This window comes from Methylobacterium brachiatum (genome assembly GCF_900113845.1).
Classification (GTDB): domain Bacteria; phylum Pseudomonadota; class Alphaproteobacteria; order Rhizobiales; family Beijerinckiaceae; genus Methylobacterium; species Methylobacterium brachiatum.
Genome location: NZ_FOQW01000011.1, coordinates 78,022 through 99,260 on the forward strand (window position 1 = coordinate 78,022; position 21,239 = coordinate 99,260).

Here is a 21,239-nt window from a genome sequence, read left to right on the forward strand (position 1 = left end):
CCCGGCGCTCCCCATGCCCGAGTCTTTCCGCCACCGCTTCGGTGGCTTTCACGAGGCCGACGCCGTCCGCCGTCCCAACCCGGACGGGTCGCCCGGCGCAATCGTCGGGTGCTCGGCCCGCGTTCATCCGACCGCGTATCTGGAGGCGCGCGCCACCGTGTGGCCCGGCGCCGTCATCGGGGCCGACGTCATCGTGAACGAAGAGGCCTGCCTGGGCGACGCGGTCATCGGCGACGGCGCCAGGATCCGGTCCGGCGCCATCGTGGGTTTCCGCGCCGGCATCGGCGAGAAGGCTGAGATCGAGGCCCGCGTCCGGATCGGCGACAGGGCGCGGATCGGCGACGGTGCCACCGTCCGCAACGACGCCGATATCGGAACCGGCGCCACGATCGGGTCCAGCGCCTATATCGGCGTCGACGCGCGGATCGGCGTTCGCGCCAGGATCGGGTCCCGCGCCTTCATCGGCGACGGTACGACGATCGGCTGGCAGGCCATGATCGGCAGCGATGTTCGCATCGGCGACCATTTCCGTATCGACCATCGCGTCCGCATCGGCGCCACGGATTGGTTCCTGGTGGTCGGCCTCTGGGGCGAGGGGTCGTCCTGGGCAACGGCGGTCCAGAGCAAGGCCGGGCTGCATTGGTGGATCGGGGCGGGGGCCGGCCGCTTCGACACGCCGACGCTGAAGGCCTTGCTAGCCCGCGATCATGGCGGGACCGATCACGAGGCCGATTGCCTCCACGCGATCCGGATGGTGGAGGATCATCCCGGCCGGATCCGGCACGCCGCGCGAGGGGCCGTCAAGGCGCCGAACGGAATGCCCGGGACGTGAGGTGACGGCCGTTCGATCGGTCGGCGCGTCCCGCGATCTAAGAGATCCCTCCGTCGGCGGCCCGCGTGCCGGACTATCGTCCCCTCGGCGCGAGGCCCCGCAACAGGAATGCGGTCATGGCCTCGAGGGACGGCACCGGCTGCAGGGCCGCCTGCCCGACCAGCAGCGGATGCGTGTAGCGGACGATGCCGGCATGGATGCAGGCGGCCGCTTCCGCCGGGTCGGCGGCCTCGAACTCGCCTCGCTCCACGCCCTCGCGGACGATGCGCTCGAACCCGGCGGTGATCCGGGCGATGTGGTGGCGGCAGACCTCCCAGCTCTCGCCCATGGCCGCCTCGACCATCTCGTGGAGCCGGGGAAATTCCTCGCAGCGCCGCGTGCAGTCGCGGTGCAGGAGGTCGATCGCCGCCACGAGGCGCTCGGTGGCGGTCAGGCCCGGCCGGGCCGCGATCTCCGAGACCAGGGCCTCGATCTCGCCGATCAGCCGCTCCAGCACTGCCTCGTTGATCGCCTTCTTCGAATCGAAGAACCGGTAGACGTTGGCTGGGCTCATCTTCAGCGTCCGGGCGATGTCCGCCACGGTGGTCTTCTGGTAGCCGATCTCGCGAAAGTAGCCCGCCGCCGTCGCCAGGATGCGGCAGCGGGTGGTGGGCGCGCTCTCCTCCGCCAGCAGAGGGGTCGGGGCTTCCAGGGACATACGCTCCTCACTAGGGCACGGGCGCGCCGGGCGTCAAAGACCCCCGGCCACCCCCGGCTGACGATTATCTGCGGCGGGTCGGCGCGTTCGGAACCCTCCCCGGCCCGACCCATTGCCCCGGCATCCGGCCGCTTTCAGGGCGGCCAGCGAACGAGGCGCGCATCATGATGCTGACGGACAAACGAGCCCTGATCACCGGAGCCGATTCCGGCATCGGGCAGGCGACCGCGGAGCTGTTCGCCCGGGAGGGCGCGGACGTGGCGATCACCTACCACACCGACGAGGCCGGCATCCGCGAGACCGCGGCCCGGGTCGAGGCCGCCGGCCGCCGCGCCGTGGTGCTGCAGCTCGATGTCGGCGATCCCGCCGCGGTGAACGCCGCCTACGACCGCATCGGCAGCGAGCTGGGCACGCTCGACATCCTGGTGGCCAATGCCGGCCAGGCGATGAGCGGCATGCCGGTCGCCGAGATGGACGACGCGGTGCTGGAGCGGATCCTGCGCGTGAACCTGATGGGCCCGCTGTTCTGCGCGCGCCCGTTCATCGGGATGCGCCGGTCGCAGGGCGGCGCCGGCAAGATCGTGTTCGTCTCCTCGGTGGCCCAGCACCTGCCGACGCCCGAGAGCGCCCCCTACGGCATGTCGAAGGCCGGGCTCGGCTCCCTGTGCCGCAGCCTGTCGCGGGAGCTCGCCGAGGACCGGATCAACGTCAACAACGTCGCCCCCGGCCTGATCGAGACGCCCATGACCGCCGACCGCTTCGAGAAGACCGAGGTGCTTGACCAGTCCCTGGAGCGGATCCCGTTTCATCGCGCCGGCCAGCCGGAGGAGATCGCCAAGGCGATCCTGTATCTCGCCTTGGGCGCGTCCGATTACGTCACCGGCCACACGCTGGTGGTCGATGGCGGCCTCACGATGCAGTGGGGCGGGGCCTGAAACGGCGAGGGGCGCCGGGTCTGTCGACCCGGCGCCCCTCGCGAAAGACGGGATGTCCGAAGAGGGCCCGCCGGCGCCTGGCCGGACGGGACGCTTCCTACGAGCCGAACTGCGAGCCGAGCTGCTCCAGGTACTCGGCGAGGTCGAGGCCGCCGACGCGCTTGCCGTAGTCGAAGCGCATGCCCTGGCGGATATCGACGCTGGCGTCGCGCGTGGTGAGGGTGAACGGCCGGACGCACACCCAGGCCCCGTCGCGGCGGTGCTCGAAGTACCCGAGGATCTCGTGCTTGGCCATGTCCTTCCCTCCGAAATAGTGTTCGAGGACATAACGGTCACGCTGCCATTCGGTTCGCCGTCCGCGACTGTTTTTCGCGCGGCAAGCGGCGTGAATCGCGTATTCGTCCCCCGGGGCCTGTCCGGCCTGATCTCGTCAGAGCTTGACTATAACAGTGCAGTGCAGCGCGCTTACGGCCAGCGTTCCAGAATCTCGTCGGTGGTGAGGGTCAGGACTTGGTGCCCGTAGCGCATCCGGTACATCACCATGAGGGCGTCGTGGGCCTCGTCGCAGGAGCTGCACAGGCCGTCCGTGGCCAGCACGATGCGGTAGCCGAAATCGACGCCGCCGAGCACGGCGGCCAGCACGCAGACATCGGTCTCCGCCCCGGTGACGATCAGGGTGTCGACGCCCTGCGCCTGGAGGCGCGCGTCGAGGTCGGATTCGAGCCAGGGCGAGTAGACGGTCTTGTCGATCACCGCGGCGGGCGGGACCAGGCGGGCCAGATCCGGGACCAGATCGATCAGCCCCGGATCGAGTTCGGCGCGGGTCATGCCCGACCACCGCTCCGAATAGGTCGCCCAGGTGCCGCGCCCCTCGCCGGGCCGGGCGGCCGGGATGAAGCGGGTGAAGACGGTCCGGTCGGGATGGGCCTCGGCCAGCCGGCGCACCTGCGGCAGCACGCGCGCCATCCACGGGGTCTGCCAGTCGGTGGGCTCGGCGAACATGCGCTGCATGTCGACGCAGAGATGCATGCAGGACCGGCCGAGGGGCTCTGTCGCGGATCCTCCGCTGTCGTCCGCCTGCGCGTCGGGCGATGACCCGGTCTCGGTCCGTGCGTCCGCGCTCACGCGCATGGGCGGCGATGTTCCTGCGGGGGATATGGGCGGCCGGCCCGGAGCGGGCCGGCCGGGATCGGTCGCGTCAGCGGTCGGCCTTCTCGCCGGCCGTGGTCAGCGCGAGGTAGCGCTCGGTGGTCGGCTTGATCAGCGACCGCACCGCCTCGGCCATGCCCTGCTCCTCCTTCAGCGATTGCTGGAAGCCGGTCCGGTGGGCCTGCTGGCCGGCCGCGTCCGCGATCGTGAGCAGCGACTCGTAGGCCGCGATCTCGAAATTCTCGAAGGCGTGGTTGGCGTAGGTGTTCTTCAGGATCTCGTCCTGGGCGGGCGCGTGGCCGAGCGCCATCATGTTGCCGACGAAGCCCAGGAACCCTTCCTTCAGCGCCGAGGGGCCATCACCCAGGCTCTGCAGGGCCTCCTCGAGGCGCTGGCGCTGGCCGTGCGTCTCCTGGATGTGCCGGCGCAGGGCCTGCTCCATCTCCGGATAGCGCTCCAGGCGCTCGACCTGCCGCTCCATGATCTGCAGGGCCTGCATCTCGACGGCATGGGTGTTCTTGAGGGCCGTGACGTAGATCGAGCGTATGTCAGAGGTCATGCTGCTGTCTCGCGATGGTTGTGGATCGTGACGATCCGATCTTGGGGACAACGCCGCGGCGTCACGGCCAAGTTCCGGTCGGAAGGTCGCAGCCTCCGCCCCGAGCGGCCCCGGGCGCGCCCGCCGAGCGCGTGGCCTCCGAGTCACAGCGACCCGGTCACCGCGCGCAGAAGATGGCTTTCCGGCCGGGCGCGGGGATTAAAGGTGGTGCCGTCACGCCCGCGTCGCAGAACCAGCCCGACAAGGCCGGAAACCCACCTCCGGTCCGCCTGCCGGACCGCGCCTGCACGGGGTGACGCTCGATGTCCCGCGTCCGTCTTTCGGGGGCCCTGGCCCTCGCCGCCGGCCTCACCGCCCTCCCCGCCCGCGCCCAGGACGCCGCCGCGATGGCGGCCCGGATGGACGCGATGCAGCGGCAGATGCAGGCCATGCAGCAGGAGCTCGCGGCCCTGCGCCGGCAGGCGGGCTCGCAGCGCAGCGCGCTCGCCGGCGAGACCCGCGCCCGCCGGGCCCTGTCGCACGAGCAGGAGCGCCTCGCCGCACGGACCGAGCGTCAGCAGCGGGTGGCGCAGGTGGGCGGCCCCGGCGGGGCGCGGCCGGCCGCCTCCGAGCATACGCCGGTGATCCTCGCCAACGACCTGATCTGCAACGCCGGCAGCTACGCGCTCGGGCCGGCGATCTGCTTCACTCCGGGGGGCTTCGTCGAGCTGGCGGGCGTGTTCCGCAATCCCAACCTCGTCTCGGACGTCGCGAGCGACTTCAACGGCATCCCGTTCCGCAACAGCCCGCAAGCGCGCGAGAGCGAGTTCCGGTTCTCGGCCCGGCAGAGCCGGCTGAGCGGCCTGTTCACCGCCAAGGTCGAGCCGACGCTTCAGATCTCGGGCTATTACGAGATCGACTTCCTGGCGGCCGGGACCACCTCGAACTCGCGCGAGAGCAACAGCTACGTGCCGCGGGTCCGGCAGATCTTCGCCACGGTCGACGCCCTGGATTCCGGCTGGCACGTCCTGGCGGGCCAGGCCTGGAGCCTGATCACCACGGATCTCGCCGGGATCACGGCGCTCAAGGAGCAGGTCCCGCTCACGATCGACGCGCAATACGTGCCGGGCTTCAACTGGACCCGCAATCCGCAGGTGCGGGTGGTCAAGGATCTGGCGCCGGGGCTCTGGGCCGGCCTGTCGGCGGAATCGCCCCAGAGCGTCCTGCCGCCGAGCCCGTTCGCCGCGCCGGGCCTGGTCAACCTCAACAACACCGGCGACGGTGCCGGCCTGCTCAACACCGCGACCACCTACTCGAACAACAGCGCCCCCGACATCGTCGGCAAGCTCGCGGTCGAGCCGGGCTTCGGCCATTACGAGGTCAAGGGGCTGGTGCGTTTCTTCGACGACCGCCTGAGCGCGACGAACATCACGGCCGCGACCCGCCTCCCCGGCCGCTCGGACAGCGCCCTCGGCTACGGCATCGGCGGCGCCGCGACCCTGCCGGTGATCGACAAGGTCCTCGACGTCCAGGTCAGCGGCCTCGTCGGCGAGGGCATCGGCCGCTACGGCTCCGCGCAGCTGCCGGACTTCGCCCTCAAGGCCGACGGGTCGATCGCCCCGATCCCGGCCTTCCAGCTGCTGACCGGCGCGGTCGCCCATATCCAGCCCGGCACCGACGTCTACCTCTATGCCGGCTGGGAGCACGCGTCGCGGGCCGGGGCCCGCAACGTCACCGGCTACGGCGCGCCCACCCTGGTGGTCACGGGCTGCGCCGTCGAGGGGGCGGCGAGCGGGACCTGCCAGGCGGAGAGCCGCGACATCCGGCAGATCACCGGGGGCTTCTGGCACGACCTGTACAAGGGTGCGTATGGGCGGCTCGTGGCGGGCGCGCAGGCTTCCTACACGGAGCGCGACGCCTTCCGGGGCGCTTCCGGAACCCAGCCCTCCGCCCACCTCGTCACCGGGTTGGCCTCGCTGCGCTACTATCCGTTCTGAGGCCCCGGCCGGGGCTTAGCGCAGCCCCTCCGCCTGCAGGGCCTGCCGCACCGCGGGGCGCCCGCGCACCCGGCCGTACCAGGCCCGGAGGTTGTGCAGGTCGTCGAACTGGATGTCGGCCCGGTAATACGAGGTCAGCCACGGGGCCTGGCCCCAGCCGGTGAGCGCGAACAGGTAGGCGTCGGCGACCGTGAACGTGCCGCCCATCAGGAAGTCCCGCCCGGCGAGCTGGGCGTCGATCCAGGCATAGCGCGCCGCGAGCCTGGGCTTGGCGGTCTCGACCCAACGCCCCGCCAGCCGGGCGTAGAGCAGCGGAATGAAGCCCTTGTGGATCTCGGAATTGAGGAATCCGAGCATTTCCTGGAGGCGGTAGCGGGCGAGGCTCCCGTTTTCCGGGGCCAGGCGCGCCTCCGGCTTCAAGTCGGCCAGGTATTGCAGGATCGCGGGGCCCTCCCGCAGGACCGAGCCGTCGTCGAGGGCCAGCGCCGGGACGTAGCCGTGCGGGTTGATAGCGCCGTAATCCTCGCCCGCCTCCGTCCTGTGCGTGGCGTGATCGACGCGGCAGACGGTAAGGTCGAGCCCGAGCTCGTGGGCGACGATGTGCGGCGCGAGCGAGCAGCTCGCGGGGATGTAGTACAGCTTCATGGATAGACTCGGAAAACGCGCTGTTGCGGCGATGTCGGAAACCGTGGTTTCCTGAGTTATGCCTAGCGCAGACGAGATGATGGCGGAAGAACGCAAGAGTTTGAGCGTTGGGCACAAGAATTATACTGTGCCCGGCCGGGGTTCATGCCGATGAGGGAGACCGTGACGGGCTGCTCCGTGGAGCACGCGATGCACCTGCTCGGCGGCCGCTGGCGGCTGCTCCTGGTGTCCTACCTGATCGACGGGCCGAAGCGCTTCAACGAGCTCCGGCGCGACATGCCGGGCATCTCGCAGCGGATGCTCACCCTGGATCTGCGCGTCCTCGAAGCCGCCGGCCTGATCAAGCGCACCGTGTATCCGACGACGCCGGTCAAGGTGGATTACGCGCTGACCAAGGACGGCCTGCGCCTGAAGAAGGTCGTGGCCGTCGTCCAGGAATTCGGCTTGTGGCTGAAGCAGCGTAACGCGGTCTGAGCGCCGCCCCGGCCCGCGCCCGTCGCGGTCAATGCAGGGACGGGTTCGGCCCGGAGCGCTGCCGGTCGGCCAAGTGCTTGCCGATCTCGAGCAGCAGGGTCTCGGTCAGGGCGACGATGCGCGGGTCGCCGAATTCCGACACGGCGTTGTGCAGGGACAGGCACAAATCGGCGGTCTTGTTCAGCGCGTCCTCGATCGTGCGCCCGTCCCGGGTCGCGAAGGCGGTTCTGGTGGGCTTGCTGTCCGAGATCTCGACGACGACGCCCCGGCCGGTCGTGGGATGGCCGGCCTCGTCCAGGTAGAAATGCCCGCGGGTGAAGAGCCAGCGCAGGCGGCCTTCCGGGGACTGCACCCGGTATTCCGCGGTGTAGGAGCCGCCGGATTGCACGCAATCCAGGATGACCTGCGAGATGTGCGCCTGGTCCTCGTGATAGACCGCCCTCAGGATCTCGGCCAGGCTCACCCCGGCCCTCGACCGGGCCGGGCTGATGTTGAACAGCAGCGCCGTGACCGGATCGGCGCGCGCGTCGTCGTTGACGATGTCCCACATCCAGAACCCGACGCCGCCGGAGGCGTCGAGCGCCGCGATCAGGGCCGCCTCGGAGACGACATCGTCCGAATGGTCCAACAGGATATCCCCCGATATCGGTATCGTACGCCCGCGCATTGCCGGTTACTGAACCTGCGTGGGCTTATGAGCCGGATGTAACAGAAATCGTCGGGCGAATAGAGCGCGTCGGCAACAGCCGCGCTTGGCTCGGGCGCGGCGCGGCGCGCCGTCGGACCGGGACGCCGTCCGCATCGATGGATGGGGCGGCGTTCGGTCCCGGAGGGCCGGCCGTTGCAGGGCTGCGGCGCACCGAAGCGGGGCGTGCGAGGGCGCGCAGCCGAGGCCGGGAACGAAGGCTGTGGATCGCAGAAGGTGCCGCTAGATTTGCCTTTCAGGGCCGAAACCTTTATAAATTCCATCAATTCGGTTCAAAAAAATGAACTTAGGCTAGATCATGTCAGCGTTGCGGTATATTCTTCTCGGACTCTCCGTCCTATCGTTGGCGGTCGTGCTGGTCTTCTGGACCGTCAGCGGGCACGTGGCCGATCTGGGCGTGTTTTTGGTGACGACGTTTCTGGTCGCCAACAGCATTTATATTTTATTCTCCAGCCCGACATTGCGCGTGAGCTCTGTCTTCGATCGTGCGGCGACGGGGCTTGCTTTCGCGTCGCTCGAACTGCAGCACCAGGCCCAGGAGGCCAAGATCCGGGAAGCCGAGGCCGAGCGGATCCGGGCGGAAGAGGCCGAGCAGAACAAGTCTAAGCTGCGGGCGGCCGAGGAATTCATCAGCTACGTGCGCCAAAACCCGCTGATGCGGGGCCGGCAAGCCGTCGCGGTCAAGCAGATCACGCTGCGCAACGACTCGAAAAGCATCACGCTGCCGGCCCTGGAACTGCCGCGCCCCGCCCCGTCGGAGCTGAACGGCCAGCCCCGTGGCGATCTGGGTGCGACGAGCGTGAGCCACCCGCTGCCGACCCCCGGCGCGGTGCCGCGCCTGGAAGCCTGATCGGCCTCAACCGCCTCTCCGGCGGTGGCCCGGCGGCCGCCGGGGATCCGCGCCCGTCACGACCTCGCGATCAGGCACGCGGCGTCGCGCCCGGTCCGGGCCGCCACGGAACCATCTCGGCAGCCTGCGGCTTGCTGGGCTGGACCCGGGAAGGATTTGCTCCGCTCACGGTTCCTAGAGAAACCACCGCCCCCCAATGGCGGCACGAGAGGAAACATCCTTTGCGCACCACGATCCTCACCGCGGCCCTGCTGGCCGCCCTCGGCGCCGCCGTCGCGACCCCCGCCTCCGCCACCCCGCTCGCGCCCGGCGCCGTCGCCGCCCCGGCCGACATCGTCTCGACCGTCCAGATGGACCGCATGGAGCGCCGGATGGAGCGTCGCCACATGGAGCGCCGGATGATGCGCCGGCACATGGAGCGTCGCATGATGCACCGGGAGATGCGTCACCGCATGATGCGCCGCGAGATGATGCACCGCATGTAAGGCGGGACGCCGCCCGGGCCGCGTCCCGGGTTGCCCATCGCAGGCCCGGCCGTGGCGGAGACCGCGGCCGGGCCTTTTTCATGCGCCGCGCCGCCGCCGGATCCGGCGCGCCCGAGACGGCTCCGGAGGCCGATCGAACCATCTGCGGCGCACCGCGTTTCAAGCCTCCGATAGGAGACAGGTACGATGAAAGCGTTTTTGGCAGCGGTCGCCGTCGGCTTCGGCGTGATGTCCGCACTCGGTCCGGCTCAGGCGCAGCGCGGCCCCGATTACGGCTACGGGGATCGGGATTACGGCGGCCGGGATCGCGACGACGATTACCGGGGGCGTGACCGCGGCTATCGGGGGGATCGCGGCTACGGCGAGCGCGCCTATGGCGGGTTCGACGAGCGCGAGTACCTGCGCTGCAACCCGGATGTCCGCCGGGCGGTGTCGAACGGCCAGATGGAATCCGGCGCGGCGCATTACCGGACCTTTGGGCGTCGCGAGGGCCGCCGCCTGAGCTGCTGACCGGACCGCCGGCGCGCTGGGCTGAGGCCGCGATGGGTCTCGCCCTCGCAGACGACGGGACATGACAGGGCCTCCTCGGTGCCTCGTGCCGGGGAGGCGTTTTCGCGAGCTGAATGCCCGCCCTCGGGGGTGTTCCCGGGCCGGGCCGCCGCCGAGCGGCGCTCGCCATCCCACACCCTCATTCCGCGGGCCAGGCCCGCCCGCGTCGCGGCTTCGGCCCCGGAACCGCGTCAGATGAAACCCGCGCGCGGCATCCCGAATGCTTGCGGCCTTGACGGCGGGTCAGGTTGAAAACAAGCTCAAGCCTGTGTCGCTGCAGATCGGTGGGCGACCCACGAGTCTGGCCGCGCTGTTGCCTCAGGCTGCAGGCGCGGCTTCATCTTTGAGCGCGGGGGCGGGCGTGAGAACAATACTGTCGATGGCCATCGCTGGTCTTCTGACGATCGGTGCCGTGCAGGCCCAGGAGAAGAGCGGCCCGCTGAAGATCGGTATCTCCGCCGGCGTGACCGGGCCCTACGCGGCCTTCGGCGTGCAGGTGAAGAACGGCGCCAGCCAGGCGATCGAGGACATCAACAAGGCCGGCGGCATCAAGGGCCGCCTCTTCGAGGCGGTCTACGGCGACGACGCCTCCGACCCGAAGCAGGGCGTCTCGGTGGCCAACAAGCTCGCCGCGGAGGGGGTCAAGATGGTGGTCGGCGCCTTCGCCTCGAGCGTGTCGATCCCGGCCTCCGACGTCTATCTCGACGCCGGCATCGTCCAGGTCACCCCGGCCTCCACGAACGTGAAGTTCACCGAGCGCGGGATGTGGAACACGTTCCGCACCTGCGGCCGGGACGACCAGCAGGGCGTCGTGGCCGGCACGTATCTGGCCGCGCACCTGAAGGACAAGCGCATCGCCTTCGTCCACGACAAGTCGGCCTACGGCAAGGGCCTGGCTCAGGAGACGCAGATGACGCTCAAGTCCAAGGGCGGCAAGGAGGTGCTGTTCGAGGGCGTCAACCCGGGCGAGAAGGATTACTCGGCGCTGGTCTCCAAGTTGAAGTCGGCCAATGTCGACGTGGTCTATTACGGCGGCTTCCATACGGAAGCGGGGCTGATCCTGCGCCAGATGCGCGACCAGGGCCTCAAGGCGACGATGGTCGGCGGTGACGGCCTCGCCCCGAAGGAGTTCGTGCAGATCGCCGGCGACGGCGCCGAGGGCACGCTGATGACCTTCTCGCCGGATGCCCGCAAGAACCCGAACGCCCAGGCGGCGGTCGCCGCGTTCAAGGCCAAGAACATCGATCCCGACGCCTACACGCTCTACGCCTACGCTGCCGTGCAGGTGCTCGCCCGCGCCGTGGCCGAGACCGGCTCGAGCGAGGGCAAGGTGCTGGCCGACTGGCTGCACCAGGGCAAGACGATCGACACCGTGGTCGGCCCGATCGCCTACGACAAGAAGGGCGACCTCACCCGGCCCGACTACGTCATCTATGCCTGGAAGAAGGGCCCGGACGGCCGGATCGACTACGCCGGCAACGAGATCGCGCCGTAGGACCGGCGCTACGCCGTGACGCGCGCGCCGCCGGATCTGCGGCGCGTTCCGGGTAACCGCCCCGCCCTGCCCCGGGGGCGCCCTGTTCGATCTGGGAGCGTATCGTGAGAGCAACCCTGGCGTTTTGTCTCCTTGGGCTCCTGACGGCGGGCGCCGCGCAGGCGCAGGACAAGGGCGGACCGGTGAAGATCGGCATCGCCGCGCCGCTGACCGGCCCCTACGCGGCCTTCGGGGCGCAGGTGAAGAACGGCGCCAGCCAGGCGATCGAGGACATCAACAAGGCCGGCGGCATCAAGGGCCGGACCTTCGAGAGCGTGGTCGGCGACGACGCCTCCGACCCGAAGCAGGGCGTCTCGGTGGCCAACAAGTTCGCCGGCGCCGGGGTGAAGATGGTGGTCGGCACCTACAATTCCGGCGTGTCGATCCCGGCCTCCGACGTCTATCTCGACGCCGGCATCATCCAGATCACCCCGGCCTCCACCAACGTGAAGTTCACCGACCGCGGGATGTGGAACACCTTCCGCACCTGCGGACGGGACGACCAGCAGGGCGCGGTCGCCGGCGCGTATCTGGCCGATCACTTCAAGGACAAGCGCATCGCCTTCGTCCACGACAAGACCCCCTACGGCAAGGGCCTGGCCGACGAGACCCAGAAGGCGTTCAAGGCCAAGGGCGGCAAGGCCGTGATGGTCGAGGGCATCAACCCGGGCGAGAAGGATTACTCGGCGCTGGTCTCCAAGCTGAAATCCGCCACTGTCGATCTGGTCTATTACGGCGGCTACCACACCGAGGCCGGGCTGATCCTCCGGCAGATGCACGACCAGGGCCTCAAGGCGATCGTGGCGGGCGGCGATGCCGTGGCCGACAAGGAATTCGCCCAGATCGCCGGCCCGGCCGCCGAGGGCACGCTGATGACCTTCCCGGCCGACCCGCGCAAGAACCCGAACGCCCAGGCGGCGGTGGCCGCGTTCAAGGCCAAGAACATCGATCCCGAGGCCTTCACCCTCTACGCCTACGCGGCGGTGCAGGTGCTGGCCAAGGCGGTGGCCGAGACCGGCTCCAGCGACGGCAAGGCGCTGGCCGACTGGTTGCACCAGGGCAAGCCGGTGGAGACCGTCATCGGCCCGATCGCCTACGACACGAAGGGCGACATCACCCGGCTCGACTACGTCATGCATGTCTGGACGAAGGGCCCGGACGGCAAGATCGACTATTCCGGCCACGAGCTGACGCCGTAAGGTCACGCCCGGTCGGATGCGCCGTTCTCGGGGCGCCGCGCCCCGAGCCCCGCCAAAGGGCCGCGGGCCCTTTGGAATCCCGGGACCCGTGCGTCGACCCGGCGGAGGCGGGTACCTCTATCGGTCGAACGACCGTGGGGCGCCGAAGCCTTATGATCCCGCTCCACGTCGCGGCGCCAAGGGGGGAGCGATGTTCGATTTCAGCCAGCTCCGGTGCTTCGCCGCCGTGGCCGAGGAGCTGCATTTCGGGCGCGCGGCCGCCCGGCTGAACATGACCCAGCCGCCCCTGTCGCGGCAGATCCAGGTGCTGGAGCGGATCCTCGACGTGCAGCTCCTGGAGCGCACCAGCCGTTCCGTCCGGCTGACCGCGGCCGGGCGCAGCTTCCTCCCGGAGGCGCAGCGCATCCTGCGGCTGGCCGAGACCGCGACCCACGTCACCCGCCAGGTGGCGGCCGGGCGCGCGGGGGTGCTGAAGCTCGGCTTCACCGCGGCCTCGGCCTACGACTTCCTGCCCCGCCTCGTCACCGCGCTCCGGCGGGCCTTGCCGGACGTCACGCTCGCCCTGCGCGAGATGGTCAGCCGGGATCAGCTCGAGGAGCTGCTCGCCGGCCGTATCGACGCCGCGCTGGTGCGCCCGCCGGTCACCCATCCGGACCTGATCGCCGTCCGGGCGCTGGCCGAGCCCATGCTGGCGGCGCTGCCGGCCGGAAATGCTTTGGCCGTGCGCGCGCATCTCACCCCGGGCGAGCTCGGCGGCGAGCCGCTCATCGCCTACGCGCCGAACGAAGCCCGCTACTTCCACGACCTGGTTCAGGCCCTGCTCGCCGAGGCCGCGGTGGAGCCCCGGATCGTGCAGCGGCTCACCCAGATTCACTCGATCCTGGCCCTGGTCCGGGCCGATCTCGGCATCGCCCTGGTGCCGGCGGCGGCCGAGCGGCTGCGCTTCGAGGGCGTGGTGTTCCGGCCGCTCCTGCTGCCCGCCCCCCGCCCCGCCGAGCTCGTCCTGGCCTGGCGGCGCGACGCGGACGAGCCGCTGATCGCCCGGCTGGTCGCGATCCTGGCGGAGCTGCCCGCGCCCTGATCCATGCGCTTCCGGCATCGATCGATCCAGCCTTTGGCTTTGACGCGCGGCCGAAAGGCTGCGCCTGATACGGCAAGACGGCGCGCAGACGCCCGGAGCCGCCCGGAGGGATCGCGATGGACAGACTCACCAACCGCTTCAAGGCCGCCCTCGGCGAGGGGCGCCAGCAGATCGGCTTGTGGTGCAGCCTCGCCAGCCCGATCTCCACCGAGATCGTCGCCGGCGCCGGGTTCGACTGGCTGCTCCTCGACATGGAGCACTCGGCCAACGACCTGCGGGATATCTACGTCCAGCTTCAGGCGATGATGGAGAACGCCACCAACCCGGTGGTGCGGGTGCCGAGCGACGATCCGATCACCATCAAGCGCATCCTGGATGCCGGCGCGCAATCGCTGATGATCCCCAATATCGACGATGCCGCGCAGGCCGAGCGGGTCGTGGCGGCGACGCGCTACGCGCCCCGCGGCATCCGCGGCTTCTCGCAGGCCCCCCGGGCCGCCCGGTTCGGCCGCATCCCGGACTACCACACGCGCTGCGAGGCCGAGATCTACGTGATCGTGCAGGTCGAGTCGCGCCGCGCGCTCGACAATCTGGACGCGATCGCCGCCGTCGAGGGCGTGGACGGCGTGTTCATCGGGCCCGGCGACCTCTCCACCAGCCTCGGCTATCTCGGCCAGCAGGGCCATCCCGAGGTGGTCCGCACCATCGAGGACGCGGTCGGCCGGATCGTGCAGGCCGGCAAGCATGCCGGCATCCTCACGCCGAGCGAGGAGCTGGCCAAGCGCTATATCGCGGCCGGCACCCGGTTCACCGCGGTCGGCTCGGATCTGGGGCTGCTCGCGCGCAACGCCGAGGCGCTGGCCGGCCGCTTCCGCACCGAAGGCTGAGCGAGGAACCCCCGATGCAGGCCGAGACCGACAGCGCGATCCGCGAGCGCCCGGCCGGGGACGTGCCGCGCACGATCCGGCTGAGCGCGCGCGACAATGTCGCGATCGTGGTCAACGCCTTCGGGCTGCCCGCCGGCACGACCTTCCCAGACGGGCTGCGGCTCACCGAGTTCGTGCCGCAGGGTCACAAGGTGGCGCTCAGTGACATCCCGGAGGGTGGGGAAGTGCGCCGCTACGGCGAGGTGGTCGGCATCGCCACGCAGGACATCCCGCGGGGCGCCTGGGTCGAGGAATCCCGGGTCGCGACCCCGGTCGCCCCCGCCCTCGACGCGCTGGAGCTCGCCACCCGGGTGCCGGCCCCCTTAGCGCCGCTCGAGGGCTACACCTTTGAGGGCTACCGCAACCCGGACGGGTCGGTGGGCACCAAGAACATCCTGGCGATCTCGATCAGCGTGCAATGCGTCGCCGGCACCCTCGACGTGGCGATCCGGCGGATCAAGCAGGAGCTGCTGCCGCGCTTTCCCAATGTCGACGACGTGGTCGGGCTGACCCACGCCTATGGCTGCGGCGTGGCGATCAACGCCCCCGAGGCGGTGGTGCCGATCCGGACCCTGCAGAGCCTGGCCCAGAACCCGAATTTCGGCGGCGAGGTCATGGTCGTGGGGCTGGGCTGCGAGAAGCTCGTCTCGGAGCGGCTGCTGCCCGATGGCGGCGCGGCCGGGGACGGGGTGGTCCGCCTCCAGGATGAGCGCCACCAGGGTTTCTCCGCGATGCTCGACAGCATCCTGGCCATGGCGGAAGCCCGCCTGGAAGTGCTGAACCGGCGCCGGCGCGAGACCTGCCCGGCCTCCGAGCTGGTGGTCGGCCTGCAATGCGGCGGCAGCGACGCCTTCTCGGGCGTCACCGCCAACCCGGCGCTCGGCTTCGCGGCCGACCTCCTGGTGCGCTGCGGCGGCACCGTGCTGTTCTCCGAGGTCACGGAGGTGCGCGACGCGATCCATCTCCTGACCCCGCGGGCCAAGAACCCGGAGGTCGCCCAGGCCCTGATCCGCGAGATGGCCTGGTACGATGCCTATCTCGCCAAGGGCGAGGCCGACCGGAGGGCCAACCCGTCGCCCGGCAACAAGAAGGGCGGCCTCAACAACATCGTCGAGAAGGCCCTGGGCTCGGTCGCCAAATCCGGCACCGGCGCGATCTCGGGCGTCCTGGCGCCGGGCGAGCGGGTGCGCGAGAAGGGGCTGATCTTCGCCGCGACCCCGGCGAGCGACTTCGTCTGCGGCACGCTCCAGCTCGCCTCGGGGATCACCCTGCAGGTGTTCTCTACCGGCCGCGGCACGCCCTACGGTCTCAGTCAGGCCCCGGTGATCAAGGTCGCGACCCGCACGGAGCTCGCCGAGCGCTGGTCCGACCTGATCGACCTCGATGCCGGCCGCATCGCCACCGGCCAAGCCACGATCGAGCAGGTCGGCTGGGAGCTGTTCCACCTGATCCTCGACGTGGCGAGCGGGCGCAAGCAGCCCTGGTCCGACCGCTGGGGCCTGTTCAACGACCTGACCCTGTTCAACCCGGCGCCGATCACCTGAAGCCCGGGTGCATGCGGCGGGGCGTCGCATGCACGGCCGGACTCTGCTAGGCATCCGGCACTGCCATGACGCTGCCGATTCCCGCCCCCCGGACCGTTCTCTTCCGCCTGCACTGGGCGCTCGGCCTCACCGCCGGCTTCGTGCTCGCCCTCATGGGCGTGACCGGGGCGCTGATGAGCTACGAGGAAGCGATCACCGCCTTCGCCAACCGCGACCGGACGCGGGTCGAGGCGGGGGACCGGGTGCCGCTCGCCCCCACGGCCCTCGCCGCCCGGATCGATGCCCAGGCGGACGGCCGCCGGGTGAACGTCCTCACCCTGTCGGACGACCCGCAGGCCAGCGTGTTCGTGCGCTTCGCCCGGGATCCCGAGACCCGCGCGCGGCCGCCCTCGGTCTACGCCGACCCCTATGACGGCGCGGTGCTCGGGCCGGTGCGGCTCGAGGCGGCGTTCACGACGGTGCGGGACCTGCACCGCTGGCTGCTGCTCCCCGGCGGATCCAAGGGCTGGGGCCGGACCATCACGGGCGCCTGCACCCTGGCGCTGATCGTGTTCCTGGCCACCGGCCTCTACCTGCGCTGGCCCAAGGTCCATCGCTGGCGGATCTGGCTCAAGCCGAGCCTGTCGCGGCCCGGCCGGCCGCGCTGGTGGTCCCTGCACGCCGTGGCCGGGACCTGGCTGACGCCGGTCTACCTGGTGATCGCGCTGACCGGCCTGACCTGGTCCTACCCGTCGTTCAAGGACGGGGTGACCTGGCTGCTCGCCGGGACGCCGGAGCGAACGAAGCCCGCCCGCAGGGCCGGAAGCCGGGAGGTGTCCCCGGCGCCGGAGGCCGGGTCCGAGCCCGCCCTCGACCGGGCCTGGGCGGCGTTCCGGGTCGGCGAGGGGCAGGAGGCCGGCCTCGTGATCCTCACCCTGCCCGGGGCCGACACGAAGGCGATCCGAATCCGCTGGCTGCCCCGGGGCGTCGACGCCCTGAGCGCCCGCAACGAGGCGCGCTACGACGCCGCCACGGGGGCGCTGCTCGCCACCGAGCACGCCGCCGACACGCCGCTGGGGCGGCGCATCGTCGAGAACGTCCTGGAAGTGCATCGCGGCCGGTTCTTCGGCAGCTTGGTCGCGCTGCTGTTCTGCCTCGCGGCGCTGTCCCTGCCGGGCTTCGCCGCCACCGGCCTGACCCTCTACATCCTGCGCCGCCGCGCCGCCCGCCGGCGCCGCCCCGCGCCGCCCATACGCGCGGCAAGCCCCCAGCGCGAGCCCGTCGGCGGCACCGGTCGATAGGAGAGCGGCGAAAACCGGGTTCCCAAAGGGCTCAGCCCTTTGGCGGGGTTCAGGGGCGGAGCCCCGAGATACCAGGACTCCGCTCTGGACCCGCACAAGATCCGAGACCTTATGGAACCACGACTTTGGCCGGCCCGGCCGCGCGGCTCACATCCGCGCGGTGATCGTCGCCAGGACCGTGAAGGGCGCGCCGGGGGTATTGTTGAACTGATTGGTCGGCTGCTCGATGTAACGCGCGTTGGTCAGGTTGCGGACATTGACCGAGAACCGGTAATGCGCGTCGATGTCGTAATACACCGCCGCGTCGACCCGATTGTATGCCCCGACCTTGTAGCTGTTGTTGAGGTCGCCGAAGCGCTGGCCGACATGGGTGATGCCGAACCCGAGGCCGAGCCCTCGCAGGGGACCGGCCTGGACATCGTAGGTCGTCCACACGCTGCCGCTGAAGGCCGGCGCGCCGACGAGGCGGTTGCCGACCGCGAAGACCCTGTCCTTGGTGATCCGCGCATCGAGATAGCCGACGCCGCCGATGACTTTCCAGCCCGGAAGGATCTCGCCAGCCAGATCCGCCTCGACACCCTCCGAGCGCTGTTGGCCGGTGATCACCGAAAAGCCCGTGTTGACCGGGTCGTTGCCGGCGACGTTGTCCCGGGTGATCCGGAAGGCGGCCGCGCTCAAGGTCAGGTCGGGGCTGATGTCGATGCGGGTTCCGACCTCGACCTGCTCGCCGGTCTCGGGCGCCGGGTTGACGACGTTGAGCACGTTCGCGGTCTGGGGCACGAAGGAGGTGGCGTAGCTGGCATAGAAGGTCAGCGGCTCGAACGGCCGATAGATCAGGCCGACGCGCGGCGAGGCGCCGAACAGCTCCTGTTCGGGGGGCTGGGTCTTCGAGCCGGGCACGCGGGCGAAGTAATACTGCGTGCCGAGGTCGAACCGGGCGCCGAGCACGAGCTGCAACTCGGGCGTGAGGGCGATCTGGTCCTGCAGGTAGAACCCGAACAGTTCGAGCCGCTGCTTCAGGTCTTGCTGGAGCGAGAGCGCTCCGGGCGTGCCGCCGAAGACCGGATTGAAGAAGCTGACCGGGGTGTAGGAGCCCTGCTGGGAATAGGCGTGGCGAAAACCGTTGGTATATTCGAAGCCCACGAGGGCGGTGTGAGCGAAGCCGAGCGTGTCGAACTTCATCACCGCCTCGGTCTGGGTATCCACGGCGGCGAAATGCGAGTCGACTGAGATGTCGCGGCGCGTGACCTGGGTGCCGGCATTGGTGACGCCGGTGGCGCGGGCCGCAAACGTGTTGAAGGCGCCCCATTGCCCGTTGATGACTTGCCGCAGCGTCAGGTTCTCATTGACGTCGTGCTCGGCCCGCATCGTGATCGCATTGAACTCGCCGTAATAGCGCGAGGACGGCTCGCCGTAGTAGCGGCGGATGTTGTCGAGCGGCACGCGCCCGCGAAAGGCGGTCAGTCCCTCATCGTACTGAGTGCGCTGGCTGGTGGCTTCCGCGTTGATGTAGACCCGGGTGTCGGCGCTCGGCGTCCAGCTCAGGGCCGGTGCAATGAAGACGCGGCGATTGGTGTTGTCGCCGATATTGCGGAAGGTCGGATCCTCCTGCGCGGCGACGGTAAGACGCGCGGCGAGACCGTCGATGGACGGGATCGCGCTCGAGACCGAGCCCTGGAACCGCCGGAAGCCGAAGCTGCCGCCCTGGACGCTCGCATCCGCGGTCGGCTCCAGGGTCGGCCGGCGGGTGACGATGTTGACGACACCGCCCGGATCGCCCCGGCCGAACAACACGGAGGCCGGCCCCTTGATCACCTCGACCCGTTCGGCGTTCGCGAGGTCGCGTTCCACCGGGTAGAAGTTGATCGCCGGGTTGGTCAGGACGCCGTCGACCGCGAAGACCTGCGTGGAGAAACCGCGGATGACGTAGTTCTGCGAGCGCCCCTGGACGGTGCTGCCGGGTGTCACGTTGCTGACATTGGTCACGGCATCGGTCAGGCGCAGATCCTGCTGGTCCATGATTACCTGGCGCGGGACGATGTTGATCGATTGCGGGGAGTCGCGCACTGGCGTGTCGGTCTTGGTCGCGGTCGCCGAGCGCGTAGCGCGGTAGCCCACGACCGGGCTGTCCGCCCGCTCCACGGCCGGGCCGGTGCCGGTGACGCTCAGCTCCGAGAGGACGACCTCGTTCTGAACGGCATTGGATTGTGCGTGAACGACAGTCGTCGATGCCAGAAGCAGGGTGATTGCCAGTCCCGGCGGCGTAGACGCGAAAGAAATCCGTCCGGTTCTTGCAGCAAAAATCCGGTTGTCGTAACCCTGCGGCATAGTTTTTAGTCGTTCTCAAGAAGATCGTCGCCTCGGGGCGCTTCGATCCTTGAGTACGATTGAGGTTCCGTTTCAATGCTTGATTGTAAGTGCTGCGCTCAGGGGCACGGGATCTCATCCAGCGTGACCGGCGTGTCACACGTTGCCATTGGAATAACTTCAAATTCGACCGGATATGCCTACTTTAACGTGCGCATCGCCGATGGTGCACGTCCAGACGTGGATCCGGCCGTCACTGCGATCCGGATCCCACCGGAACAGTGACGCTGTTCGAATCAGCGTCGGGCGCAGGTCACGCCTGTAACGGGGAGAGGCGCGCCGTGCAGCTGGGTGCAGCCGGCCGGCCTGCATGAGGGGGGGATTGCAGGCCGGCCGGCCTACCGCGCGCCGCGTCCGGGCGCGCGATCTCGGGGAGCGTCCGGGCCGGGCCCGATGGTGGGGCGATCGGGCCCGGGGCCGCTCAGGCGAGCGCGGTGATCCGCGGCCCGGCGCGGGTGGCGCGCGGCAGGCGGCCGTCGAGGCCGATCTCCAGCAGGGTGTGGAGCTGGGCCACCGCGGGGGCCGGGTCGTAATCGGGCAGGATCGCGCGGCTGACCAGGATCCCCTTCATCAGCGGGGCGAGCAGCGCGTAGAGATGGTCCGGATCACAATCCGGGCTGGTGGCCAGCGCCGCGAAGGTCGCGGTGAACCAGTCGCGGGTCTCCGCCTCGGTCCGCGCGGTCAGGTCGGCGATGGCCGGGTTGCGGGTGGCCTCGGACCAGATCTCCATGCGCAGCACCGCGGCCTCGCGGGTGACCGACACGAAGTACCGCGCGATGATGTCGAGCAGGGCCCCGCGCCGGTCGCCGCTGCGCTCCATCTCGGCGACGCGCTCGGCGCCGCGCGCGCATTCGCGCTCGACCAGGCCGACGACCAGGGCCTCCTTGGATTCGAAGTAGCGGTAGAAGTTGCCCGGGCTCATCGCGGCCTCGCGGGCGAGGTCCTGCATGGTGGCCCGGTGAAAGCCGTTGCGCACGAAGCAGGCTTCGGCGGCGTCGAGGATGTGCTCCCGCCGCGCCTCGGCGCTCGCCGTGACGGTCACGGGGCGAACTGCGCGACCGCGGCGACGCGGCTCTGGTCCTTCGCGGAGCCGGTGGCGGCGCAGGCCTGGGCCGTCTGGCTCAGATCCGCGCAGAGGCGCGCCTGCCAGCCTTTCGGGCCCGCCCCGGTCCAGCTGATCAGCGCCATCCAGGCGAGGACCAGCACGGCCGCGAAGGTGAGGTTCGCCGGGGTGCAGAACGCCCGAAGGGTCGTGAGGAGACGCGTGGCCCCCGTCCCGGACGGATCGAACCGGTCCTCATCCAGATCGGACCAACGGCCTTCGAGCGACAGAGCCATGGCTCACTCCTGCTTGCCTCTCCGTCGTAATGAACGCTCATTCTCACGTCAATGAACGTTCGTTCTCAGGAGGCGGCCGTGAGCCGATATGGTTTCCGAATCCTGGCTTGGCG

The 21,239-nt window shown here is 69.9% G+C and carries 22 protein-coding genes; 13 read left to right on the forward strand and 9 right to left on the reverse strand.

Translation table 11 applies throughout. The annotated features are described in order from the left end of the window. The first annotated feature begins 13 nt into the window (after positions 1 to 13). A complete protein-coding gene (locus BMZ47_RS15850; protein WP_091863369.1) occupies positions 14 to 832 on the forward strand; it encodes a hypothetical protein in 819 nt (272 codons plus the stop codon). 73 nt (positions 833 to 905) lie between these two features. Here the strand turns inward: BMZ47_RS15850 and BMZ47_RS15855 are convergent, their stop codons facing one another. Next, positions 906 to 1,529: a TetR/AcrR family transcriptional regulator gene (locus BMZ47_RS15855; RefSeq protein WP_007563356.1), complete on the reverse strand. Its 624-nt coding sequence runs from the start codon at positions 1,527 to 1,529 to the stop codon at positions 906 to 908. A gap of 164 nt (positions 1,530 to 1,693) precedes the next feature. On the opposite strand from BMZ47_RS15855, the gene BMZ47_RS15860 reads away from it, so the two are divergent. After that, positions 1,694 to 2,464 carry an SDR family NAD(P)-dependent oxidoreductase gene (locus tag BMZ47_RS15860; protein WP_091863370.1) on the forward strand — a complete coding sequence of 257 codons (771 nt, stop codon included), beginning with the start codon at positions 1,694 to 1,696 and terminating at the stop codon, positions 2,462 to 2,464. Between the two features lie 97 nt (positions 2,465 to 2,561). Here BMZ47_RS15860 and BMZ47_RS15865 read toward each other — a convergent pair whose 3' ends face one another. The 3 genes from BMZ47_RS15865 to BMZ47_RS15875 form a co-directional block, all read right to left on the reverse strand. Continuing rightward, positions 2,562 to 2,759, reverse strand: coding sequence for a hypothetical protein (locus BMZ47_RS15865; RefSeq protein WP_007563351.1), 198 nt, complete (start codon positions 2,757 to 2,759; stop codon positions 2,562 to 2,564). Between the two features lie 170 nt (positions 2,760 to 2,929). Beyond that, positions 2,930 to 3,493 (reverse strand): cysteine hydrolase family protein, encoded by a 564-nt coding sequence (locus BMZ47_RS15870; RefSeq protein ID WP_091863371.1) that lies wholly within the window; start codon positions 3,491 to 3,493, stop codon positions 2,930 to 2,932. A 169-nt stretch (positions 3,494 to 3,662) separates the two neighbouring features. Further along, positions 3,663 to 4,172: a ferritin-like domain-containing protein gene (locus tag BMZ47_RS15875; protein ID WP_007563347.1), complete on the reverse strand. Its 510-nt coding sequence runs from the start codon at positions 4,170 to 4,172 to the stop codon at positions 3,663 to 3,665. Positions 4,173 to 4,474: 302 nt separating this feature from the next. Between BMZ47_RS15875 and BMZ47_RS15880 the strand changes: the two genes are divergently transcribed. Further along, positions 4,475 to 6,148: a hypothetical protein gene (locus BMZ47_RS15880; RefSeq protein WP_091863372.1), complete on the forward strand. Its 1,674-nt coding sequence runs from the start codon at positions 4,475 to 4,477 to the stop codon at positions 6,146 to 6,148. 15 nt (positions 6,149 to 6,163) lie between these two features. On the opposite strand, the gene gstA is transcribed toward BMZ47_RS15880, so the two are convergent. Then, positions 6,164 to 6,793: a glutathione transferase GstA gene (gene gstA, locus BMZ47_RS15885; RefSeq protein ID WP_091863373.1), complete on the reverse strand. Its 630-nt coding sequence runs from the start codon at positions 6,791 to 6,793 to the stop codon at positions 6,164 to 6,166. Positions 6,794 to 6,943: 150 nt separating this feature from the next. On the opposite strand from gstA, the gene BMZ47_RS15890 reads away from it, so the two are divergent. Beyond that, the gene (locus tag BMZ47_RS15890; RefSeq protein WP_091863471.1) at positions 6,944 to 7,267 is read left to right on the forward strand and encodes a winged helix-turn-helix transcriptional regulator; all 324 of its coding nucleotides are present in this window, start codon (positions 6,944 to 6,946) and stop codon (positions 7,265 to 7,267) included. Positions 7,268 to 7,295: 28 nt separating this feature from the next. Here BMZ47_RS15890 and BMZ47_RS15895 read toward each other — a convergent pair whose 3' ends face one another. Next, a complete protein-coding gene (locus tag BMZ47_RS15895) occupies positions 7,296 to 7,895 on the reverse strand; it encodes a PAS domain-containing protein (protein WP_007563339.1) in 600 nt (199 codons plus the stop codon). A gap of 421 nt (positions 7,896 to 8,316) precedes the next feature. Between BMZ47_RS15895 and BMZ47_RS15900 the strand changes: the two genes are divergently transcribed. From BMZ47_RS15900 to BMZ47_RS15940, 9 genes are all read left to right on the forward strand, one after another. Next, positions 8,317 to 8,823 carry a hypothetical protein gene (locus tag BMZ47_RS15900; protein WP_039902899.1) on the forward strand — a complete coding sequence of 169 codons (507 nt, stop codon included), beginning with the start codon at positions 8,317 to 8,319 and terminating at the stop codon, positions 8,821 to 8,823. A 221-nt stretch (positions 8,824 to 9,044) separates the two neighbouring features. After that, entirely contained in the window at positions 9,045 to 9,308 is a 264-nt protein-coding gene (locus BMZ47_RS15905; protein ID WP_091863374.1) for a hypothetical protein, read from the forward strand. Positions 9,309 to 9,494: 186 nt separating this feature from the next. Then, positions 9,495 to 9,818: a hypothetical protein gene (locus BMZ47_RS15910; protein WP_007563333.1), complete on the forward strand. Its 324-nt coding sequence runs from the start codon at positions 9,495 to 9,497 to the stop codon at positions 9,816 to 9,818. Between the two features lie 418 nt (positions 9,819 to 10,236). Further along, complete coding sequence (locus BMZ47_RS15915; protein ID WP_208601061.1) at positions 10,237 to 11,352, forward strand: branched-chain amino acid ABC transporter substrate-binding protein; 1,116 nt, start codon at positions 10,237 to 10,239, stop codon at positions 11,350 to 11,352. A 104-nt stretch (positions 11,353 to 11,456) separates the two neighbouring features. Continuing rightward, a complete protein-coding gene (locus BMZ47_RS15920; RefSeq protein WP_091863375.1) occupies positions 11,457 to 12,590 on the forward strand; it encodes a branched-chain amino acid ABC transporter substrate-binding protein in 1,134 nt (377 codons plus the stop codon). A 190-nt stretch (positions 12,591 to 12,780) separates the two neighbouring features. Then, the gene (locus BMZ47_RS15925; RefSeq protein WP_007563327.1) at positions 12,781 to 13,671 is read left to right on the forward strand and encodes a LysR family transcriptional regulator; all 891 of its coding nucleotides are present in this window, start codon (positions 12,781 to 12,783) and stop codon (positions 13,669 to 13,671) included. 116 nt (positions 13,672 to 13,787) lie between these two features. Further along, the gene (locus tag BMZ47_RS15930) at positions 13,788 to 14,558 is read left to right on the forward strand and encodes an HpcH/HpaI aldolase family protein (RefSeq protein WP_091863376.1); all 771 of its coding nucleotides are present in this window, start codon (positions 13,788 to 13,790) and stop codon (positions 14,556 to 14,558) included. A gap of 14 nt (positions 14,559 to 14,572) precedes the next feature. Beyond that, on the forward strand, positions 14,573 to 16,141 hold the full coding sequence (gene garD / locus BMZ47_RS15935) for a galactarate dehydratase (protein WP_091863377.1): 1,569 nt from the start codon (positions 14,573 to 14,575) through the stop codon (positions 16,139 to 16,141). 65 nt (positions 16,142 to 16,206) lie between these two features. Then, positions 16,207 to 17,421, forward strand: coding sequence for a PepSY-associated TM helix domain-containing protein (locus BMZ47_RS15940; protein WP_091863378.1), 1,215 nt, complete (start codon positions 16,207 to 16,209; stop codon positions 17,419 to 17,421). A 147-nt stretch (positions 17,422 to 17,568) separates the two neighbouring features. Here BMZ47_RS15940 and BMZ47_RS15945 read toward each other — a convergent pair whose 3' ends face one another. The 3 genes from BMZ47_RS15945 to BMZ47_RS15955 all read right to left on the reverse strand — a co-directional run bounded on the left by BMZ47_RS15945 (position 17,569) and on the right by BMZ47_RS15955 (position 21,126). Next, a complete protein-coding gene (locus BMZ47_RS15945) occupies positions 17,569 to 19,539 on the reverse strand; it encodes a TonB-dependent siderophore receptor (RefSeq protein WP_244536836.1) in 1,971 nt (656 codons plus the stop codon). Positions 19,540 to 20,209: 670 nt separating this feature from the next. Further along, the gene (locus BMZ47_RS15950) at positions 20,210 to 20,830 is read right to left on the reverse strand and encodes a TetR/AcrR family transcriptional regulator (RefSeq protein ID WP_091863380.1); all 621 of its coding nucleotides are present in this window, start codon (positions 20,828 to 20,830) and stop codon (positions 20,210 to 20,212) included. After that, a complete protein-coding gene (locus BMZ47_RS15955; protein WP_091863381.1) occupies positions 20,827 to 21,126 on the reverse strand; it encodes a hypothetical protein in 300 nt (99 codons plus the stop codon). The genes BMZ47_RS15950 and BMZ47_RS15955 overlap by 4 nt, the downstream gene beginning before the upstream one ends. Between the last annotated feature and the right edge of the window lie 113 nt (positions 21,127 to 21,239).

Bases quoted from the DNA above. Each gene is read 5' to 3' on its own strand.
- BMZ47_RS15850 (WP_091863369.1), top strand. From the start codon at position 14: ATGCCCGAGTCTTTCCGCCACCGCTTCGGTGGCTTTCACGAGGCCGAC.
- BMZ47_RS15855 (WP_007563356.1), bottom strand. From the start codon at position 1,529: ATGTCCCTGGAAGCCCCGACCCCTCTGCTGGCGGAGGAGAGCGCGCCC.
- BMZ47_RS15860 (WP_091863370.1), top strand. From the start codon at position 1,694: ATGATGCTGACGGACAAACGAGCCCTGATCACCGGAGCCGATTCCGGC.
- BMZ47_RS15865 (WP_007563351.1), bottom strand. From the start codon at position 2,759: ATGGCCAAGCACGAGATCCTCGGGTACTTCGAGCACCGCCGCGACGGG.
- BMZ47_RS15870 (WP_091863371.1), bottom strand. From the start codon at position 3,493: ATGCATCTCTGCGTCGACATGCAGCGCATGTTCGCCGAGCCCACCGAC.
- BMZ47_RS15875 (WP_007563347.1), bottom strand. From the start codon at position 4,172: ATGACCTCTGACATACGCTCGATCTACGTCACGGCCCTCAAGAACACC.
- BMZ47_RS15880 (WP_091863372.1), top strand. From the start codon at position 4,475: ATGTCCCGCGTCCGTCTTTCGGGGGCCCTGGCCCTCGCCGCCGGCCTC.
- gstA (WP_091863373.1), bottom strand. From the start codon at position 6,793: ATGAAGCTGTACTACATCCCCGCGAGCTGCTCGCTCGCGCCGCACATC.
- BMZ47_RS15890 (WP_091863471.1), top strand. From the start codon at position 6,944: ATGAGGGAGACCGTGACGGGCTGCTCCGTGGAGCACGCGATGCACCTG.
- BMZ47_RS15910 (WP_007563333.1), top strand. From the start codon at position 9,495: ATGAAAGCGTTTTTGGCAGCGGTCGCCGTCGGCTTCGGCGTGATGTCC.
- BMZ47_RS15915 (WP_208601061.1), top strand. From the start codon at position 10,237: ATGGCCATCGCTGGTCTTCTGACGATCGGTGCCGTGCAGGCCCAGGAG.
- BMZ47_RS15925 (WP_007563327.1), top strand. From the start codon at position 12,781: ATGTTCGATTTCAGCCAGCTCCGGTGCTTCGCCGCCGTGGCCGAGGAG.
- BMZ47_RS15930 (WP_091863376.1), top strand. From the start codon at position 13,788: ATGGACAGACTCACCAACCGCTTCAAGGCCGCCCTCGGCGAGGGGCGC.
- garD (WP_091863377.1), top strand. From the start codon at position 14,573: ATGCAGGCCGAGACCGACAGCGCGATCCGCGAGCGCCCGGCCGGGGAC.
- BMZ47_RS15940 (WP_091863378.1), top strand. From the start codon at position 16,207: ATGACGCTGCCGATTCCCGCCCCCCGGACCGTTCTCTTCCGCCTGCAC.
- BMZ47_RS15955 (WP_091863381.1), bottom strand. From the start codon at position 21,126: ATGGCTCTGTCGCTCGAAGGCCGTTGGTCCGATCTGGATGAGGACCGG.